Here is a 15,342-nt window from a genome sequence, read left to right on the forward strand (position 1 = left end):
TTCGCCGGAGTCTAGCCCGCCGTATAGGCTTCGAGTCCGATGGTTACCACGGTGGCGATCTCGTCGCCCACGCTGCTTCGGAACTCCTTCTCGGCCTGCGTGACGGCGCCGCGGAAGGCGTCCAGCCAGGCCAGCCCGTCGGCGGTGAAGAGCACGCGCCGCGCCCGTGCGTCCAGCGGATCGGGCCCGCGCGTGACCAGCCCCCAGGCCTCGCACTGGTCGACCAGCGCGCCCATCGCCTGCTTGGTCATGCCGGCGCGCTCGGCCAGCTCGGTGAGGCGCGAGCCCTCGCGCGACAGGTGCCGTGTGATGTGGATGTGCGCCGCGCTCACCTGCGCGCGCGCCGCGAGGTTCGACAGGGCCAGCGGCACGTCGACGTCGTGCGCCATCAGCTCCAGCACGCGCTCGTCGAAGCGGCGCATGGCGTGGCCGAGCAGGCGGCCGAGGTGGGTCTGCCGCCAGGCGTCCTGGTCGGCTGGGAAGGGGGCATCGGCCATGGCTTGAAATGGTAAAGCAAACTGACCAAAAAACAGGTTTACGCCGCGGGATCAGCCTCTACACTACTGTTCAAGCATCCAGCCTGTAGTTAAACGCAGATGGGTGGAGTCACACACAAGCCATTGATCTTCAAGGAGTTTTTCAAATGGACGCAGTAGTCAAGGGTTCGAGCATCGGCGCCAACAGCGAGAAGGCCAAGGCCCTGCAGGCCGCGCTGGCCCAGATCGAAAAGCAGTTCGGCAAGGGCACCATCATGCGGCTCGGCGAGGGCGAGGTGCTGGAGGACATCCAGGTCGTCTCCACCGGCTCCCTGGGCCTGGACATCGCGCTGGGCGTCGGCGGCCTGCCGCGCGGCCGCGTCATCGAGATCTACGGCCCTGAATCCTCGGGCAAGACCACGCTCACGCTGCAGGTCATCGCCGCCATGCAGAAGCAGGCCGGCACCTGCGCCTTCGTCGACGCCGAACACGCCCTCGACGTGCAGTACGCCCAGAAGCTCGGCGTCAACCTGTCCGACCTGCTGATCAGCCAGCCCGACACCGGCGAGCAGGCCCTCGAGATCGTCGACTCGCTGGTGCGCTCGGGCGCTGTGGACCTGATCGTGGTCGACTCGGTCGCCGCGCTCACGCCCAAGGCCGAAATCGAAGGCGAGATGGGCGACTCGCTGCCCGGCCTGCAGGCCCGCCTGATGAGCCAGGCGCTGCGCAAGCTCACCGCCACGATCAAGAAGACCAACTGCATGGTCATCTTCATCAACCAGATCCGCATGAAGATCGGCGTGATGTTCGGCTCGCCCGAAACCACCACCGGCGGCAACGCGCTGAAGTTCTACGCCTCGGTGCGCCTGGACATCCGCCGCATCGGCACCATCAAGAAGGGCGACGAGGCCATCGGCAACGAGACCAAGGTGAAGGTGGTGAAGAACAAGGTCTCGCCTCCGTTCAAGACGGCCGAGTTCGACATCCTGTTCGGCGAGGGCATCAGCCGCGAGGGCGAGATCATCGACATGGGCGTGAACGCCAAGATCATCGACAAGTCGGGCGCCTGGTACGCCTACAACGGCGAGAAGATCGGCCAGGGCCGCGACAACGCCCGCGAGTTCCTGCGCGAGAACCCCTCGCTGTCGCGCGAGATCGAGAACAAGGTGCGCGAGTCGCTGGGCGTGCCGCTGCTGGCCGCCGATGCCGAGGACGCGCCCGAGAAGCCGCAGAAGGCTTCCAAGGCCGACAAGGCGGACAAGGGCGAGTAAGTTCGAGCAAGGACAGGCGCGGCCCCGCGGGGCCGCGATCGCGCCCCCCCGCATGGCATTCGAAGCTCCTTCACTCAAGGGCCGCGCGCTGCGCCTCCTGAGCCAGCGCGAGCATTCGCGTGCGGAGCTGGAGCGCAAGCTGGCAAGGCACGAGGAAGAGCCCGGCACGCTGGCGAAGGCGCTCGACGAGCTGGCCGCCAAGGACTTCATCAGCGAGCCGCGCGTGGTGGCCTCGGTGCTTCACCAGCGCGCGGCGACTTCCGGGGCCCTGCGCGTGAGACAGGAGCTTCAGGCCAGGGGCATCGCGCCCGAGGCCATCGCCGAGGCGGTGGCGGGCCTGCAGGAAACCGAGGTCGAGCGCGCCGTCGCCCTGTGGCGCCGCCGCTTCGACGCTCCGCCTGCCGATGCGAAGGAGCGGGCGAAGCAGATGCGATTCCTGATGGCGCGCGGCTTCTCGGGCGCCGTCGTCTCCAAGGTGCTCAGGAGCGATTTCGATGAAGCAGCAGACGAGTGAAGGCGCCGCGGCGCAATCTCGCGTCATCACCCAGCGCGTCGCCTGCGAATGGCGCCGCGCCTACGTGCTGGCGGCCGACCCGAAGCGCCTGCCCGAATGGGCCAGCGGCCTTGCGAAGAGCGCACTGGTGCCGCACGGCGACCACTGGATCGTGCGCACGCCCGAAAGCGGCGAGGCCCGCATGCGCTTTGCCCCGCGCAACGATCTCGGCGTGCTCGACCACTGGGTGGCGCCCGAAGGCGTGCCCGAGGTCTACCTGCCGTTCCGCGTGATCGGCGTCGCGCCGGACGCCTGCGAGCTTCAGTTCACGCTGCTGCGCCAGCCGCACATGGACGATGCGGCCTTCGAGCGCGACGCGCAGTGGATCGCCCGCGACCTGCGCACCTTGCGCGACCTGCTCGAGGCGGGCTGACGGGGCGGACTGACCGGGCGGCGGCTTCAGCCGGCTTCGGGGGCGTCGTCGAGCGAAGGCGCTTCGCTCTTGTGCGCGGCGATGTCGCGCACGTTCTTCTGCACGGCCACCGCGCCGAACAGGCTCAGCAGGAAGGCCATCGCGTAGAAGCCCTTCTCGCTGGCCGCCAGCGTGGCGTTGAAGAGGCCGATGGCCAGCAGCGCCACCGACAGCAGCAGCGAGATCCAGCACAGGCCGTAGTAGATGCCGGTGACCGAGATGCCCTCGAGGCGGTCGCGCACCGTCTTCTGCAGCGACACGGCGGAGAAGAGGCCATACATCAGCACGGTGAAGTAGTAGCCCTTTTCGTTGAGCTGCATGGCTGCGTTCCACAGCCCGATCAGGTAGACGATGGCGCCGATGAACAGCGCTGCCCAGGAAGCGGCGACGAATGCCGCGGTCGGTTTCTGGAATCGGACGGCCATGGGATTCTCCTCGTATGGTTTGCGCGCGATTATGGTGGAGCGGCGCCGATGGCATGATCCCCGTCAATAACAACGGAGGAGTCTTTCCACATGTCGTCATCCGACCCCGCGGCCCCGCAGCCGTCGCTCGTGCGCACCGGTGCCAAGGCCGGGCTGTCCTTCGCCGGTTCCGTGATCAAGGGCGCCCTGCTCGGCGTGTTCCTGGGCGGCGGCGTTTTCTTCTTCTACCTGAGCCAGTTGCAGGGCCCGGGCAACGTCGCCGCGCGCGCGGGCGGCGTTGGTGCCGCCCTGGCGCTCATCACCTCGCCGCCGCTGCTGGTGGCGCTCCTGCTGCTGTTCTTCGTGGTCGTCTACGTGGCGCTGGGTGTGCAGCAAGGGCGTGCGCGCGCGATGCAGCACCTGGTCCAGGCGCGCGGCGAGGCGGTGTCGCAGCGGCTCGGCGGCGCCATCGCAGGCCGCATCGAGGCCATGCCGAGGGCGCATGGCGCCTTGCACCGGGCAGCCGACTGGCTGTCGGTCGATGCGCTGAGCAAGCAGCTCGCGCCGGTGCTGGGCGAGGGCAGGGCGGTGCGCACGATCGTGGCCTTCGTGATCGGCAGGCTGCCGCTGAGCGAGATGCTGGCCGAATGGCAGCAAAGCCGCGATGAGAACGCAAATGCGCCGGTGGCGGGTGAGGGCGGTGCCGCGGCGCAGGATCCGGCGCTGCGCGCGCTGCTCACGCGCCGCATTCACGCGGCGCTCCAGGACATGGCGGAGCCCTCGCGCATGCCGCTGTACATCGCGCTGGGCGCTCACGCGGCCCTGCTGGGCGTGGGGCTTTGGCTCGTGAAATGAGCGGCGGGCGGGCTGTTTGCCCGCCGCGCCGCTGAAGCCCGTGAAAGGGGGCTCAGAGCCCCAGCATCAGCTTCAGGTTCTGCACCGCGGCGCCGCTGGCGCCCTTGCCGAGGTTGTCGAGGCGGGCGATCACCACGGCGTGGCGATGGTCCTCGTTCGGGAACACGCGGATCTCGAGGTTGTTGGTGTCGTTGAGCGCGAGCGCCTCGAGCTTGCCGTCTTCGGTCGGCGGCAGCACCTTCACGAACTTCTCGGGCGTGTTGCTGCGCGCGTAGTGCGCGGCCAGCGCGTCCTGCAGGTCGCCGGCCTTGGGCTTGCCGGGCAGCAGGTCGAGGTGCAGGGGCAGCTGCACCAGCATGCCCTGCTTGAAGTTGCCCACCGACGGGATGAACACGGGCCGGCGGGTGAGGCCGGTATAGGTCATGATTTCGGGGATGTGCTTGTGCTTGAGGCCCAGCGCGTAGATCTCGAAGGCCGGCGCTTCGCCCGTCTCGTAGGCCTCGATCATGGTGCGGCCGCCGCCCGAGTAGCCGCTCACGGAAGGCAGCGAGATGGGGAAGTCGGCCGGCAGGATGCCCGCGTCGACCAGCGGGCGGACCATGGCGATCGCGCCGGTGGCGTAGCAGCCGGGGTTGCCGACGCGCTCGGCCTTGCCCACGGCCTGCCAGTGGCCTTCGGCGAGTTCGGGGAAGCCGAACACCCAGCCCGGGGCGATGCGGTGCGCCGTGGAGGCGTCGATGATCTTGGGCTTGGCGCCGGGCAGCTGGTCGATCAGCGCGACCGATTCGCGAGCGGCGTCGTCGTGCAGGCACAGCACCACCAGGTCGACGCCGGCCATCAGCTCGCGCTTGGCGTTGGCGTCCTTTCGCAGCTCGGGGGCGATGCTCACGAGTTCGACCTGCGGCATCGCCTGCAGACGTTCGCGGATCTGGAGGCCGGTGGTGCCGGCTTCGCCGTCGATGAAAACCTTGGCCATGATGGAATTGCCCCTGGGTAGCTGGTGGAGGAAGTACGGGAAGTACGTATTGCCCGCAACCACACTCTCAGTATTGGTGCGGCGCACCATGATACAGTCCGCGGTTGTTCGCCGCCCCCAGCCGTCAGGCTGCCGTCGCCCGCGGACAACAGAGCATAGACCCTCTCCAGCCCAGATCTCCCGATTTCTCAACTTCCTCCTTCCGAGAGACATCCCTCATGAAGATTCACGAGTACCAAGGCAAGGAAATCCTTGCCAAGTTCGGCGTGCCGGTGCCGCGCGGCATCCCGGCCTACACGGTCCAGGAGGCGGTTGAAGCCGCCCAGAAGCTTGGTGGCCCGGTCTGGGTCGTCAAGGCCCAGATCCACGCGGGTGGCCGCGGCAAGGGCGGCGGCGTCAAGGTCGCCAAGTCCATCGAGGACGTCAAGAAGCTCGCCGGCGAGATCCTGGGCATGCAGCTCAAGACCCACCAGACCGGCCCCGAAGGCCAGAAGGTCCGCCGCCTGTACATCGAGGACGGCGCCGACATCCAGAAGGAATACTACGTCTCGGCCGTGACCGACCGCGCCACCCAGAAGGTGGCCTTCATCGCTTCCAGCGAAGGCGGCATGGACATCGAGGAAGTGGCCCACTCCTCGCCCGAGAAGATCATCACCGTGTTCGCCGACCCGGCCCAGGGCCTGACCGACGAACAGGCCAAGCAGATCGCCGACGGCATCGGCATCCCGGCCGACTCCACCGCCCAGGCCGTGGACATCTTCAAGAAGCTGTACACCTGCTACATGGAGACGGACGCCTCGCTGGTCGAGATCAACCCGCTCAACCGTGACAGCAAGGGCAACATCATCGCCCTGGACGCCAAGTTCAACTTCGACAGCAACGCGCTGTTCCGCCACCCCGAGATCGTCGCCCTGCGCGACCTCGACGAGGAAGACGCGGCCGAAGTGGAAGCCTCGAAGTTCGACCTCGCCTACATCTCGCTGGACGGCAACATCGGCTGCCTGGTGAACGGTGCCGGCCTGGCCATGGCCACCATGGACACCATCAAGCTGTTCGGCGGCGAGCCGGCCAACTTCCTGGACGTGGGCGGCGGCGCCACCCCCGAGAAGGTCACCGAGGCCTTCAAGATCATGCTGAAGAACAAGAACGTGGAAGCCATCCTCGTGAACATCTTCGGCGGCATCATGAAGTGCGACACCATCGCCACCGGCGTGATCGCAGCCTGCAAGGCCGTGAACCTGCAAGTGCCGCTGGTCGTGCGCATGAAGGGCACCAACGAAGTCGAAGGCAAGAAGCTGCTGGCCGAATCGGGCCTGCCGATCATCAGCGCCGACACCATGGCGGAAGCGGCCCAGAAGGTCGTGGCAGCAGTCAAGAAGGCCTAAGGAACAAGTCATGTCGATCTACATCAACAAAGACACCAAAGTCATCACGCAGGGCATCACCGGCAAGACCGGCCAGTTCCACACCGAGAAGTGCCAGGAATACGCGAACGGCAAGAACGCCTTCGTGGCCGGCGTGAACCCGAAGAAGGCCGGCGAGTCGATCTTCAACATCCCGATCTTCGGCTCGGTCAAGGAAGCCGCCCAGCAGACGGGCGCCACCGTGTCGGTGATCTACGTGCCGCCGGCAGGCGCCGCGGCCGCCATCTGGGAAGCCGTTGAAGCCGACCTCGACATGGCGATCTGCATCACCGAAGGCATCCCGGTTCGCGACATGCTCGAAGTGCGCAACAAGATGAAGGCCAAGGAAGCCGCCGGCGGCAAGAAGACGCTGCTGCTGGGCCCGAACTGCCCCGGCCTGATCACGCCCGACGAGATCAAGATCGGCATCATGCCCGGCCACATCCACCGCAAGGGCCGGATCGGCGTGGTCTCGCGCTCCGGCACGCTGACCTACGAAGCCGTGGCTCAGCTGACCGAGATCGGCCTGGGCCAGTCCTCGGCTGTCGGCATCGGCGGCGACCCGATCAACGGCCTGAAGCACATCGACGTGATGAAGGCCTTCAACGACGATCCGGACACCGACGCCGTGATCATGATCGGCGAGATCGGCGGCCCCGACGAGGCCGACGCTGCCCGCTGGTGCAAGGACAACATGAAGAAGCCGGTCGTCGGCTTCATCGCCGGTGTCACCGCGCCTCCCGGCAAGCGCATGGGCCACGCCGGCGCGCTGATCTCCGGCGGCGCCGACACGGCCGAAGCCAAGCTGTCCATCATGGAAGAATGCGGCTTCACCGTGACGCGCAACTTCTCGGAACTGGCCAAGCTGCTCAAGGCCAAGCTGTAAAGAGACGGCTCCGCGACACCGGCCGCAGAGCCGGGTCATGAGAGGACCACGCAGAAACAAGAAAGCGCCCGCACTGGCTTGCGGGCGCTTTTTTCAATAAAACACAGTGGGATCAGAGACATGGAATTTCTTCAAAGCACCGATTTCTGGATAGGTCTGCTCAAGATCATCTGGATCAACATCATCCTGTCGGGCGACAACGCGGTGGTGATCGCCATGGCGGCGCGCTCTCTGCCGCCCGCGCAGCAGCAAAAGGCCGTGCTCTTCGGCTCGGGCGCGGCCGTGGTGCTGCGGATCGTGCTCACGGTGGTGGCGGCCAAGCTGCTCGCCCTGCCTTACCTGCAGATCATCGGCGGCATGCTGCTGCTGTGGATCGGCCTGCAGCTGCTGAGCGAGGACGACGACGGCGAGGGCGAGTCCAAGGAATACGGCAGCATGATGGCGGCCGTGCGCACCATCCTGCTGGCCGACCTGGTGATGAGCCTGGACAACGTGATCGCCGTGGCGGCCGCGGCACAGGGCAGCATGGTGCTGCTGATTCTTGGCCTGGCGATCAGTATTCCCTTGGTGATTTTCGGCAGCACGCTCATGATCAAGCTCATGGAACGTTTCCCGATCATCGTCATGCTGGGCGCCGCCCTGATCGGCTGGGTCGGCGGCGAGACCATCGCCCAGGACGCCATCCTGCGCGACACGCTGGCGGCCAACCCCTGGTTGCACTACGCGGCTGCGGCTGCCGGTGCGGTGTTCGTCGTGGCCGTCGGCCGCCTCATGCAGCGACGTGCGCACGCCGCTGCGCAACACTGAGTCCAAGAGAAAGCGGCGCTGACAGACCATGGCGAGTGTCGGCGTCTCCCTTTTTTCCACCCGCCCTTCGCTGACCTGGGAGTTCGCCTCCCTGACCGACGTCGGGCGGATGCGCGCCCACAACGAAGACGCGGTGCACGTCGATCCCGCCCTGGGCCTGGCCCTGCTGGCCGACGGCATGGGCGGCTACAAGGGCGGCGAGGTGGCCAGCGCCATGGCCGTCTCGCTGCTGCACGCCAGCTTCGGCCGCTGGTTCGCCCACGCGGGAATGCAGGCGCCGGCCCGCGTGGTCAGGCGGGCCCTGCAGGCGGCCACCGACGAGGCCAACAGCGCGATCCTGCACGAAGGCACCACCAACCCCGAACTGCAAGGCATGGGGACGACCCTGGTCCTGGCGGCGTTCCGGCCGCAAAGAGTAGTGGTCGGTCACATCGGCGATTCGCGCTGCTACCGCCTGCGCAACGGCAAGCTGGAACTGCTCACCCGCGACCATTCCCTTCGCCAGCAGCAGCTGGACGCCGGCGCCATCACGGCCGAGGAGGCGCTGAATTCCCCCACCCGCAACCTCGTGACGCGCGCCGTCGGGGTCGAGGCCCAAGTCTTGCTGGAAATGCATGAGCACAGCGCAAGACCGGGCGATCTCTATATGCTTTGCTCCGACGGGCTCAGCGAGATGGTTTCCGATGAGCAGCTTTTCACGCTTCTAGAACACGATGTCGGGCTTCAGAAAAAAGCATCACTTTTGGTTGCAATTGCCAATGACAATGGCGGACGGGACAACATCTCCGTCGTCCTGGCCAGGGCGAGGGTCGCGGAAACGCCGCGCTAGGGCCGCTGGCAGGTTCCGCGGGCAGCCAGGCAGTCTGCCCGCCATCGTCATTCATGCTTTGGATTCGGGGAGTCGGCAATGCCGAAGATGATCATTTCGGTCGATGGCGTTGTCATCGGGCAGGTGGCGCTCGCCAAGGAGCGCACGACGCTGGGACGCCGTGCCTACAACGACATCGTGATCGACAATCTGGCGGTCAGCGGCGAGCACGCCGTGCTGCACATGACTGGCGGCGAAGTTGAAATTGAAGATCTCAACAGCACCAACGGCACCTACGTCAACGCGCTCGCCGTCCAGCGGCAGGCGCTCAAGGACAACGATGTCATCGAGGTCGGAGGCTGCCGCATCCACTTCCGCGCCCGCAGCAACCTCGACACCGGCGCCGGCTCCATCCGCACGGCCTCGGGCGAGTACCCGTCGGGCGCCATGCCACTGTCTTCGGCGCCCACGGAGTCCGGCGCGCTGGTCGAACTCGGCATTCCGGTGCTGCGCGTGCTCTCCGGCGTCAACGAAGGACAGGACGTCGCGCTGCAGAAGGTCGTCACCACGGTCGGCAAGCCCGGCGTCGCGGTGGCCGTGGTCACGCGGCGGCGCCAGGGCTACGTGGCCGCCGGCGTCGAAGGCAACGTCACGCTCAATGGACTGCAGCTGGGGTCGGAGGCCGTCGCGCTGCAGGAGCGCGACGTGCTCGAGCTGGGCAATGCCACGCGCATGCAGTTCGTGCGCATCTGAGCCGCTCCCGTCTCTAGCTCTCCAGGGGCCGGCCTTCACGGACCGCATGCCGTGAGAGAAGAACTGCGGCGGCACTGGCCGCGCATCGTCATCACGCTGCTGCCGGTGCTGCTCGCGCTGGCGCACGCCACGGGCGCCTGGCGGCTGACCGCGCTGGAGCGCCTCGACCAGCTGATCTACGACATCCGTCTGCGCGCCACCATGCCGGGCACGCCCGACGCGCGGGTGGTGATCGTCGATGTCGACGACGCCAGCCTCGCGCGCCAGGGCCAGTGGCCGTGGCCGCGCGACAGGATCGCGGCCCTGGCCACCGAGCTGTTCGACCGCCAGCAGGCGGCCGTGCTGGGCTTCGACGTGATGTTCCTGGAGCCCGACCGCAGCTCGGGCCTCGACAGGCTGCGGCAGCTCGCGAGCGGCCCCCTGGCCAGGACGCCGGGCCTGGCCGCCGAGATCGAGCGGCTCGCGCCCTCGCTCGACCATGACGCCACGCTGGCCGCCGCGCTGAGCGGCCGGCGGGTGGCGCTGGGCTACTACTTCACGCGCACCGAGCCGCCGAGCGCGAAGGGACAGCTGCCCGCGGCGCCCCTGCTTCCGGCCGGTGCCTTCCCCCAGGGCGCTGCCTACGCCACGGGCTGGAACGGCTTCGGCGCCAGCCTGCCGGAGCTTGCGAAGGCGGCACCCGTCGCGGGCTTCCTGAACACCCTGGTCGACATCAACGGCGACGGCGTCATCCGCAGCGTGCCGCTCATCGCCCGCTACGACGGCGACAAGGCACAGCCGGGCTACTACGAATCGCTGGGGCTTGCGGTGTACCGGCTCGCGAACGGATCGCCGCCGGTGCAACCCACCTTCGCGCCGGGCGGCGGAAGCACGCCCCAGCTCGAATCGCTGAGGGTGGGGCGGCTGCGCATCCCGGTCGACTCCACCGGCAGCATGCAGGTGCCGTTCCGCGGCCAGGGCGGTGCGGACGGCGGATCGTTCCGCTACGTGCCCGCCGCCGACGTGCTCGAAGGACGCCTCGCCCCCGGCGAGCTGAAGGACAAGATCGTGCTCGTGGGAGCCACTGCCCCGGGGCTGCAGGACCTGCGCGCCACGCCCGCCGAGGCCGCGTTCCCGGGCGTGGAGGTGCACGCGAACATCGTCTCGGCACTGCTCGAGCGGCGCCTGCTCAGCGTGCCCGACTACGCCCCTGGCTACGAGGTGCTGCTCGTCGTGCTGACGGGGCTCCTGCTCGCCTTCGGGATGTCGCTGCTGTCCGCACCGCGCGCCATGCTGCTGGCCGTCGGCGCGATGGCGGCGCTGATCGGGATGAACGTATGGCTCTACACGGGCTACAGCCTCGTGCTGCCGCTCGGCTCGGCGCTGGCGATGGCGGCCCTGGCGTTCGCGTTCAACATGAGCTGGGGCTACTTCTTCGAGTCGCGCGCCCGGCGCGGCCTCGTGCGGCTCTTCGGCACCTACGTGCCGCCCCAGCTGGTCGACGAGATGATGGCGCAGCCCGACCGCTACAGCATGCGCGCCGAGAGCAAGCCCATGACCGTGATGTTCTGCGACATGCGCGACTTCACGCGCCTGTCGGAGCAGATGGCGCCGGCCGAGCTGCAGGGCTTTCTCAACACCGTCTTCAGCCGGCTCACCGACGTCATCAGCGCCCACCGCGGCACCGTCGACAAGTACATGGGCGACTGCGTCATGGCCTTCTGGGGCGCGCCCGTCGACACGCCAGACCACGCAACGCTCGCCGTGCGCGCCGCGCTCGACATGGCCGATGCCGTGCACGACATCAACCGCATCCACCGCGCGAGCGGCCGGCCCGAGATCAGCGTGGGCATCGGCATCAACAGCGGCGTGATGAGCGTGGGCGACATGGGCTCGGCGGCGCGCCGCAGCTACACGGTGGTCGGCGATGCGGTCAACCTCGCGTCGCGCCTCGAGGGCCTGAGCGGGCACTACGGCGTCGAAGTGGTCGCCAGCGGCGCGACGCGCGAACTCGCGCCGGGCTTCGTCTGGCAGGAGCTCGACAGCGTGCGGGTCAAGGGAAAAGCACAAGCCGTTTCCGTTTTTACGCCCCTCGCCGCGGGCACCCCCGAGGCGCTGCAGCAGGCGCAGCAGATGCTGGAACGATGGAGCGAAGTCCTCGCCGCATATCGCCGGCAGGACTGGGCCATGGGCCGAAACTTGCTGGCGCCCCTGCTCGCCGCGGATGCGAAAAAAGTCCTTTACCAGCTCTACGCCCAGCGTTTAGCCTCGATGGCGTTGCGACCGCAAGACCCGAACTGGGACGGCGCAACCCGGTTCGAGACCAAATGACGACAGACGCATCAAAGGGGTCTTTCACAATGCAGGTTCGTGTGCTGGGTTGCTCGGGCGCCATCGCCAAAGACTGCCGCACCACCTCGTTCCTGGTCGACACGGACCTGCTCGTCGATGCGGGCACGGGCGTCGGAGACCTCACGCTCGACGAGATGGTCGGCATCGACGACGTCGTGCTCACGCACAGCCACCTCGACCACATCGCCGCACTCCCCCTGATGGTCGACGCCGTCGGCGGCCGTCGCTCGCAGCCGCTGCGCGTGCATGCGCTCAGGGACACCATCGACGCGCTGCGCGTTCACGTCTTCAACAACGTCATCTGGCCCGACTTCGAGAGCATTCCCAGCCCCCAGGCGCCGTTCGTGAGCTTCCATGACATCGCCGTGGGCCAGCAGCTGCCGCTGGGCAGCCGCGAGCCCAAGGTGGTCGAGGTGCTGCCCGCAGTCCATACCGTGCCGGCGTGCGGTTTCGCCGTGCGGCCGGCCGAGCGAAGCGCCCACTGGGTGTTCAGCGGCGACACCGAGCGCAACGCGCCTTTCTGGGAACGCGTGAACGAACTCGACGTGGCGATGCTGGTCATCGAAACCGCATTCAGCAGCCGCGAGCAGGCGCTGGCGGAGCGCAGCCTGCACCTGTCGCCCCCACTCCTGGCTGGCGAGCTGGCCCGCATCGCCCCGGGCAAGCAGTACCCGATCTACATCACCCACACCAAGCCCGCCGAAACCGACGAGATCATGAGTCAGATCGAAGCCCTGGTGGTCGAGCAGGCGGCAGGCATGGCGCAACGGGACATTCGCTGGCTGAAGGTGGATGGCGTCCTGACTTTCTGACCATCGGTCAGTGACGCGTTGGCATGACAAATTTGTCACCACGTGTAGCATCTTGAGGCAAGTTGTGTCACACGGTGTAACTCCAATGTGGTCAGAGGTGACACGTCCGGTACGGGAAGGGCGCCCCAAGCGGGTGGCACAGATGCTGCGGAAGGTACCTCGCTCCGGGCAGGTTCCCGGGCGTAACAACCAACCTACCTGGAGTTAGTGAATGAACCGTCGTTCCATCGCACGCAACGTGCAAAAGGGTTTCACCCTTATCGAATTGATGATCGTTGTGGCGATCGTTGGTATCTTGGCAGCAGTTGCACTGCCTGCTTATCAGGATTACACCGTTCGCGCAAGGATCACTGAAGGCTTGAATTTGGCTGAAAGCGCCAAGCAAGCGGTCGCGACTGATGGAGCTACTTCCGCAAACGATCTTGCTACCACCGTAGCTACTTGGAATGCGCAAAACGGTGGAACGAATGGCTCGGGTATTAATAGCAAATACGTCTCGTCTGTTCAAATGGCTGCTTCGGGTGAAATCACCGTTACCTTCATTCCAGCGGCTGTTGGCCTGAAAACCGGCGAAACTACGCTTGTCCTCGCCCCTTATGTTCGCGCTGCAGGCGGTACTGCCTCGACGCTCGCTGCAGCACAAGCTGCTGGAACAAGTGGCGTTGTTGACTGGGGCTGCGCCTCTGTTACTCAAACGACGGCGACTAATGCTGGCATGACGGGTATCACCGCCGGCACGCTGCTCGCCAAGTACGCTCCTTCTGCCTGCCGTTAATTCATTCTGAAGCTATCTAGGGGCCGCCTTCATGCGGCCCTTTTCATTCGGGGTAAGCCTAAATGAGAGCAGTCGTTTTACGAGCAAGCCGAACTCTCGTTGCTGGGTTTACTTTGATTGAATTGATGATCAGTGTCGCTGTCATCGGTATCTTGGCTGCTGTGGCCTTGCCTCTATATCGCGACTACATAGTTCGAGCTCGAGTTATTGAGGGTTTTGCCCTAGTCGAGGGAGCGAAGCTCGCATTAACCACAGATGTGGGAACGCCAGCACAGCTGTCGTTGACGGTTGCTGAATGGAACGCTCGGAACAATGGCGCCGGCAGCACATCCAAATTCGTCTCCAGCATTCTGATGTCAGCTTCAGGCGAAATCGCCGTGACATACAACGCATCTGCCGTGGGCCTTGATCCAAGCGCAAACACGCTACGGCTAAATCCATTTGTACGTTCTGACGGAAGTGCAAGTCAGTTCGCGGCTGCAATGGCTGCTGGCAAAGTCGGGCCGATAGATTGGGCTTGTGCTTCGAATCAACAAGGGTTTGCAGCTGATCGCGGTCTCTCGGCGACTCCGGGGACTTTGAATGCGATATATGCCCCGCCTATTTGCCGATAAAATACGTAATGATCCAGTGCGTCATTGCCTCGAGATAAATCTCTTCTTCTTGGGAAGGCTGGTGCCGATCTCGCCTTAAGATTTGATTTGAAGCTGCTTTAATCAAGTTTTGCATTCTCTGTCGCAAATCGGCGCGGCAACAACTGGAATAGAGCTCCATTCGACGCTGTGCGAACAGCAGGTTCGAATTGATGCCGACCGCCAGCGCACCGGCTACCACTGATCTCGCGGCCACCAAGCTGCGCGCGGCAAGCTCGCGCTTGAACATTGAGCTATGCTCGCGCCGATGGCACTTACTCCAAGTGTTCTTGGGGATGTGCATTAGCAGTTCTTCATGACACGATCATCATCCGCACGGAACAACCAATCCTGCTCCAACGCGATCGTTAAAAGCAAAGGGTATTGAGGAAACGCTTACTGTCGGTGCTCTCCTTGGTCCGCATCTTCAGCGCTGACTCTCTTTCCTGATCGGTTGTAGGCCGAGGCCGACATCAATGCATTGCGCTGACTGCATCCAAAAAGCCGCATCAAATCGGACGCCGGCGCGCGGCGTTGCGAAGGCTTCGGGCTTTTTTGTAACGGCTGCCTGTAGGTAGCACCGCCCTGTCCGAGCTCAGATTGGCCACGATCTGCTTGAGCTTGCGGTTTTCTTCCTCGAGTTGACGCAGACGGCGAAGCTCAGACGGCCCCACGCCCACGTATTTCTTGCGCCACACGTAGAAGGTTGCATCGTTGATGCCCATCTTGCGACCGACCTCTTCAACGCTCGTGCCCAGCTCGGCCTGATTCAACGCAAAGGCGATCTGATCCTCAGTGAACTTGCTCTTCTTCACGACATGCTCCTGGCCCAAATAGGGCCTTCATCATGCCGGTCGTTCTGTTACCGAACGGTACGGAAACCTGGGACAGGGTCAGGCTCACACTGCGTACTTCTTGCGACACAAATAGAAGGTTGCTTCGCTGATATCCATCTTGCGACATACCTTTCTTTGACGTTGGTGCCAGCTCGGCCTGCTTCAGCGCAAAGGCATTCTGGACTTCATCAAACTTGCTTTTCTTCGCGAAATGCTCCTGACTCAAACGGGCCCTTGTCGTGCCAGTCGTTCTGTTCCCGAATGATTCGAAATCCTGGGCAGGGTCAGTAGCGGGAAGTTTCTATTTCCGAGCGGTACTGATTCGAGTGAAGGGTCAGACGGGGTTGCGTGT

The 15,342-nt window shown here is 65.3% G+C and carries 18 protein-coding genes and 1 pseudogene; 13 read left to right on the top strand and 6 right to left on the bottom strand.

Annotated elements, in window-relative coordinates:
• Positions 1–11: 11 nt before the first annotated feature.
• The gene (locus FHY06_RS19415; RefSeq protein ID WP_019653814.1) at positions 12–497 is read right to left on the bottom strand and encodes a MarR family winged helix-turn-helix transcriptional regulator; all 486 of its coding nucleotides are present in this window, start codon (positions 495–497) and stop codon (positions 12–14) included.
• A gap of 146 nt (positions 498–643) precedes the next feature.
• On the opposite strand from FHY06_RS19415, the gene recA reads away from it, so the two are divergent.
• Genes recA through FHY06_RS19430 form a run of 3 tightly spaced genes read left to right on the top strand, consistent with a single transcriptional unit; the run spans position 644 to position 2,673 of the window.
• Positions 644–1,747, top strand: a complete 1,104-nt coding sequence (gene recA, locus FHY06_RS19420) for a recombinase RecA (RefSeq protein WP_019653815.1) — start codon at positions 644–646, stop codon at positions 1,745–1,747.
• A 52-nt stretch (positions 1,748–1,799) separates the two neighbouring features.
• Positions 1,800–2,261 (top strand): recombination regulator RecX, encoded by a 462-nt coding sequence (recX, locus tag FHY06_RS19425; RefSeq protein ID WP_132801467.1) that lies wholly within the window; start codon positions 1,800–1,802, stop codon positions 2,259–2,261.
• Positions 2,242–2,673 carry an SRPBCC family protein gene (locus FHY06_RS19430; RefSeq protein ID WP_126183682.1) on the top strand — a complete coding sequence of 144 codons (432 nt, stop codon included), beginning with the start codon at positions 2,242–2,244 and terminating at the stop codon, positions 2,671–2,673. The genes recX and FHY06_RS19430 overlap by 20 nt, the downstream gene beginning before the upstream one ends.
• A gap of 26 nt (positions 2,674–2,699) precedes the next feature.
• On the opposite strand, the gene yiaA is transcribed toward FHY06_RS19430, so the two are convergent.
• Entirely contained in the window at positions 2,700–3,137 is a 438-nt protein-coding gene (gene yiaA, locus FHY06_RS19435) for an inner membrane protein YiaA (protein ID WP_019653818.1), read from the bottom strand.
• A 90-nt stretch (positions 3,138–3,227) separates the two neighbouring features.
• On the opposite strand from yiaA, the gene FHY06_RS19440 reads away from it, so the two are divergent.
• Positions 3,228–3,971, top strand: a complete 744-nt coding sequence (locus FHY06_RS19440) for a hypothetical protein (RefSeq protein WP_184606074.1) — start codon at positions 3,228–3,230, stop codon at positions 3,969–3,971.
• A gap of 52 nt (positions 3,972–4,023) precedes the next feature.
• Here the strand turns inward: FHY06_RS19440 and argC are convergent, their stop codons facing one another.
• Positions 4,024–4,947: an N-acetyl-gamma-glutamyl-phosphate reductase gene (gene argC, locus FHY06_RS19445; RefSeq protein WP_184606075.1), complete on the bottom strand. Its 924-nt coding sequence runs from the start codon at positions 4,945–4,947 to the stop codon at positions 4,024–4,026.
• A gap of 218 nt (positions 4,948–5,165) precedes the next feature.
• Here argC and sucC point away from each other — a divergent pair, with 218 nt between their 5' ends.
• The 9 genes from sucC to FHY06_RS19490 all read left to right on the top strand — a co-directional run bounded on the left by sucC (position 5,166) and on the right by FHY06_RS19490 (position 14,136).
• Positions 5,166–6,332, top strand: coding sequence for an ADP-forming succinate--CoA ligase subunit beta (sucC, locus tag FHY06_RS19450; protein ID WP_019653821.1), 1,167 nt, complete (start codon positions 5,166–5,168; stop codon positions 6,330–6,332).
• Between the two features lie 10 nt (positions 6,333–6,342).
• On the top strand, positions 6,343–7,236 hold the full coding sequence (gene sucD, locus FHY06_RS19455; protein ID WP_126021035.1) for a succinate--CoA ligase subunit alpha: 894 nt from the start codon (positions 6,343–6,345) through the stop codon (positions 7,234–7,236).
• Positions 7,237–7,356: 120 nt separating this feature from the next.
• Positions 7,357–8,043 carry a TerC family protein gene (locus FHY06_RS19460; protein WP_019653823.1) on the top strand — a complete coding sequence of 229 codons (687 nt, stop codon included), beginning with the start codon at positions 7,357–7,359 and terminating at the stop codon, positions 8,041–8,043.
• A 28-nt stretch (positions 8,044–8,071) separates the two neighbouring features.
• Positions 8,072–8,872, top strand: coding sequence for a Stp1/IreP family PP2C-type Ser/Thr phosphatase (locus FHY06_RS19465; protein WP_184606076.1), 801 nt, complete (start codon positions 8,072–8,074; stop codon positions 8,870–8,872).
• Between the two features lie 78 nt (positions 8,873–8,950).
• Positions 8,951–9,604 (top strand): FHA domain-containing protein, encoded by a 654-nt coding sequence (locus FHY06_RS19470; RefSeq protein ID WP_019653825.1) that lies wholly within the window; start codon positions 8,951–8,953, stop codon positions 9,602–9,604.
• A 51-nt stretch (positions 9,605–9,655) separates the two neighbouring features.
• A complete protein-coding gene (locus FHY06_RS19475) occupies positions 9,656–11,914 on the top strand; it encodes a CHASE2 domain-containing protein (RefSeq protein ID WP_184606077.1) in 2,259 nt (752 codons plus the stop codon).
• Positions 11,915–11,943: 29 nt separating this feature from the next.
• The gene (locus FHY06_RS19480; protein ID WP_184606078.1) at positions 11,944–12,747 is read left to right on the top strand and encodes a 3',5'-cyclic-nucleotide phosphodiesterase; all 804 of its coding nucleotides are present in this window, start codon (positions 11,944–11,946) and stop codon (positions 12,745–12,747) included.
• 211 nt (positions 12,748–12,958) lie between these two features.
• The gene (locus tag FHY06_RS19485) at positions 12,959–13,522 is read left to right on the top strand and encodes a pilin (RefSeq protein WP_184606079.1); all 564 of its coding nucleotides are present in this window, start codon (positions 12,959–12,961) and stop codon (positions 13,520–13,522) included.
• Between the two features lie 62 nt (positions 13,523–13,584).
• On the top strand, positions 13,585–14,136 hold the full coding sequence (locus FHY06_RS19490) for a pilin (protein WP_184606080.1): 552 nt from the start codon (positions 13,585–13,587) through the stop codon (positions 14,134–14,136).
• Here FHY06_RS19490 and FHY06_RS19495 read toward each other — a convergent pair.
• The 3 genes and pseudogenes from FHY06_RS19495 to FHY06_RS19505 all read right to left on the bottom strand — a co-directional run bounded on the left by FHY06_RS19495 (position 14,123) and on the right by FHY06_RS19505 (position 15,216).
• On the bottom strand, positions 14,123–14,458 hold the full coding sequence (locus FHY06_RS19495; RefSeq protein ID WP_184606081.1) for a hypothetical protein: 336 nt from the start codon (positions 14,456–14,458) through the stop codon (positions 14,123–14,125). The two genes, FHY06_RS19490 and FHY06_RS19495, sit on opposite strands and share 14 nt — an antisense overlap.
• A 232-nt stretch (positions 14,459–14,690) precedes the next feature.
• Positions 14,691–14,969: pseudogene (locus FHY06_RS19500) on the bottom strand (transposase); the annotation flags it as partial.
• Positions 14,947–15,216, bottom strand: coding sequence for a hypothetical protein (locus FHY06_RS19505; protein WP_184606083.1), 270 nt, complete (start codon positions 15,214–15,216; stop codon positions 14,947–14,949). The gene FHY06_RS19505 and the pseudogene FHY06_RS19500, both read right to left, overlap by 23 nt.
• Positions 15,217–15,342: the final 126 nt, after the last annotated feature.

The sequence above is a fragment of the Variovorax atrisoli genome, from assembly GCF_014195185.1.
GTDB lineage: Bacteria > Pseudomonadota > Gammaproteobacteria > Burkholderiales > Burkholderiaceae_C > Variovorax > Variovorax atrisoli.

Bases quoted from the DNA above. Each gene is read 5' to 3' on its own strand.
- FHY06_RS19415 (WP_019653814.1), bottom strand. From the start codon at position 497: ATGGCCGATGCCCCCTTCCCAGCCGACCAGGACGCCTGGCGGCAGACC.
- recA (WP_019653815.1), top strand. From the start codon at position 644: ATGGACGCAGTAGTCAAGGGTTCGAGCATCGGCGCCAACAGCGAGAAG.
- recX (WP_132801467.1), top strand. From the start codon at position 1,800: ATGGCATTCGAAGCTCCTTCACTCAAGGGCCGCGCGCTGCGCCTCCTG.
- FHY06_RS19430 (WP_126183682.1), top strand. From the start codon at position 2,242: ATGAAGCAGCAGACGAGTGAAGGCGCCGCGGCGCAATCTCGCGTCATC.
- yiaA (WP_019653818.1), bottom strand. From the start codon at position 3,137: ATGGCCGTCCGATTCCAGAAACCGACCGCGGCATTCGTCGCCGCTTCC.
- FHY06_RS19440 (WP_184606074.1), top strand. From the start codon at position 3,228: ATGTCGTCATCCGACCCCGCGGCCCCGCAGCCGTCGCTCGTGCGCACC.
- argC (WP_184606075.1), bottom strand. From the start codon at position 4,947: ATGGCCAAGGTTTTCATCGACGGCGAAGCCGGCACCACCGGCCTCCAG.
- sucC (WP_019653821.1), top strand. From the start codon at position 5,166: ATGAAGATTCACGAGTACCAAGGCAAGGAAATCCTTGCCAAGTTCGGC.
- sucD (WP_126021035.1), top strand. From the start codon at position 6,343: ATGTCGATCTACATCAACAAAGACACCAAAGTCATCACGCAGGGCATC.
- FHY06_RS19460 (WP_019653823.1), top strand. From the start codon at position 7,357: ATGGAATTTCTTCAAAGCACCGATTTCTGGATAGGTCTGCTCAAGATC.
- FHY06_RS19465 (WP_184606076.1), top strand. From the start codon at position 8,072: ATGGCGAGTGTCGGCGTCTCCCTTTTTTCCACCCGCCCTTCGCTGACC.
- FHY06_RS19470 (WP_019653825.1), top strand. From the start codon at position 8,951: ATGCCGAAGATGATCATTTCGGTCGATGGCGTTGTCATCGGGCAGGTG.
- FHY06_RS19480 (WP_184606078.1), top strand. From the start codon at position 11,944: ATGCAGGTTCGTGTGCTGGGTTGCTCGGGCGCCATCGCCAAAGACTGC.
- FHY06_RS19485 (WP_184606079.1), top strand. From the start codon at position 12,959: ATGAACCGTCGTTCCATCGCACGCAACGTGCAAAAGGGTTTCACCCTT.
- FHY06_RS19490 (WP_184606080.1), top strand. From the start codon at position 13,585: ATGAGAGCAGTCGTTTTACGAGCAAGCCGAACTCTCGTTGCTGGGTTT.
- FHY06_RS19495 (WP_184606081.1), bottom strand. From the start codon at position 14,458: ATGCACATCCCCAAGAACACTTGGAGTAAGTGCCATCGGCGCGAGCAT.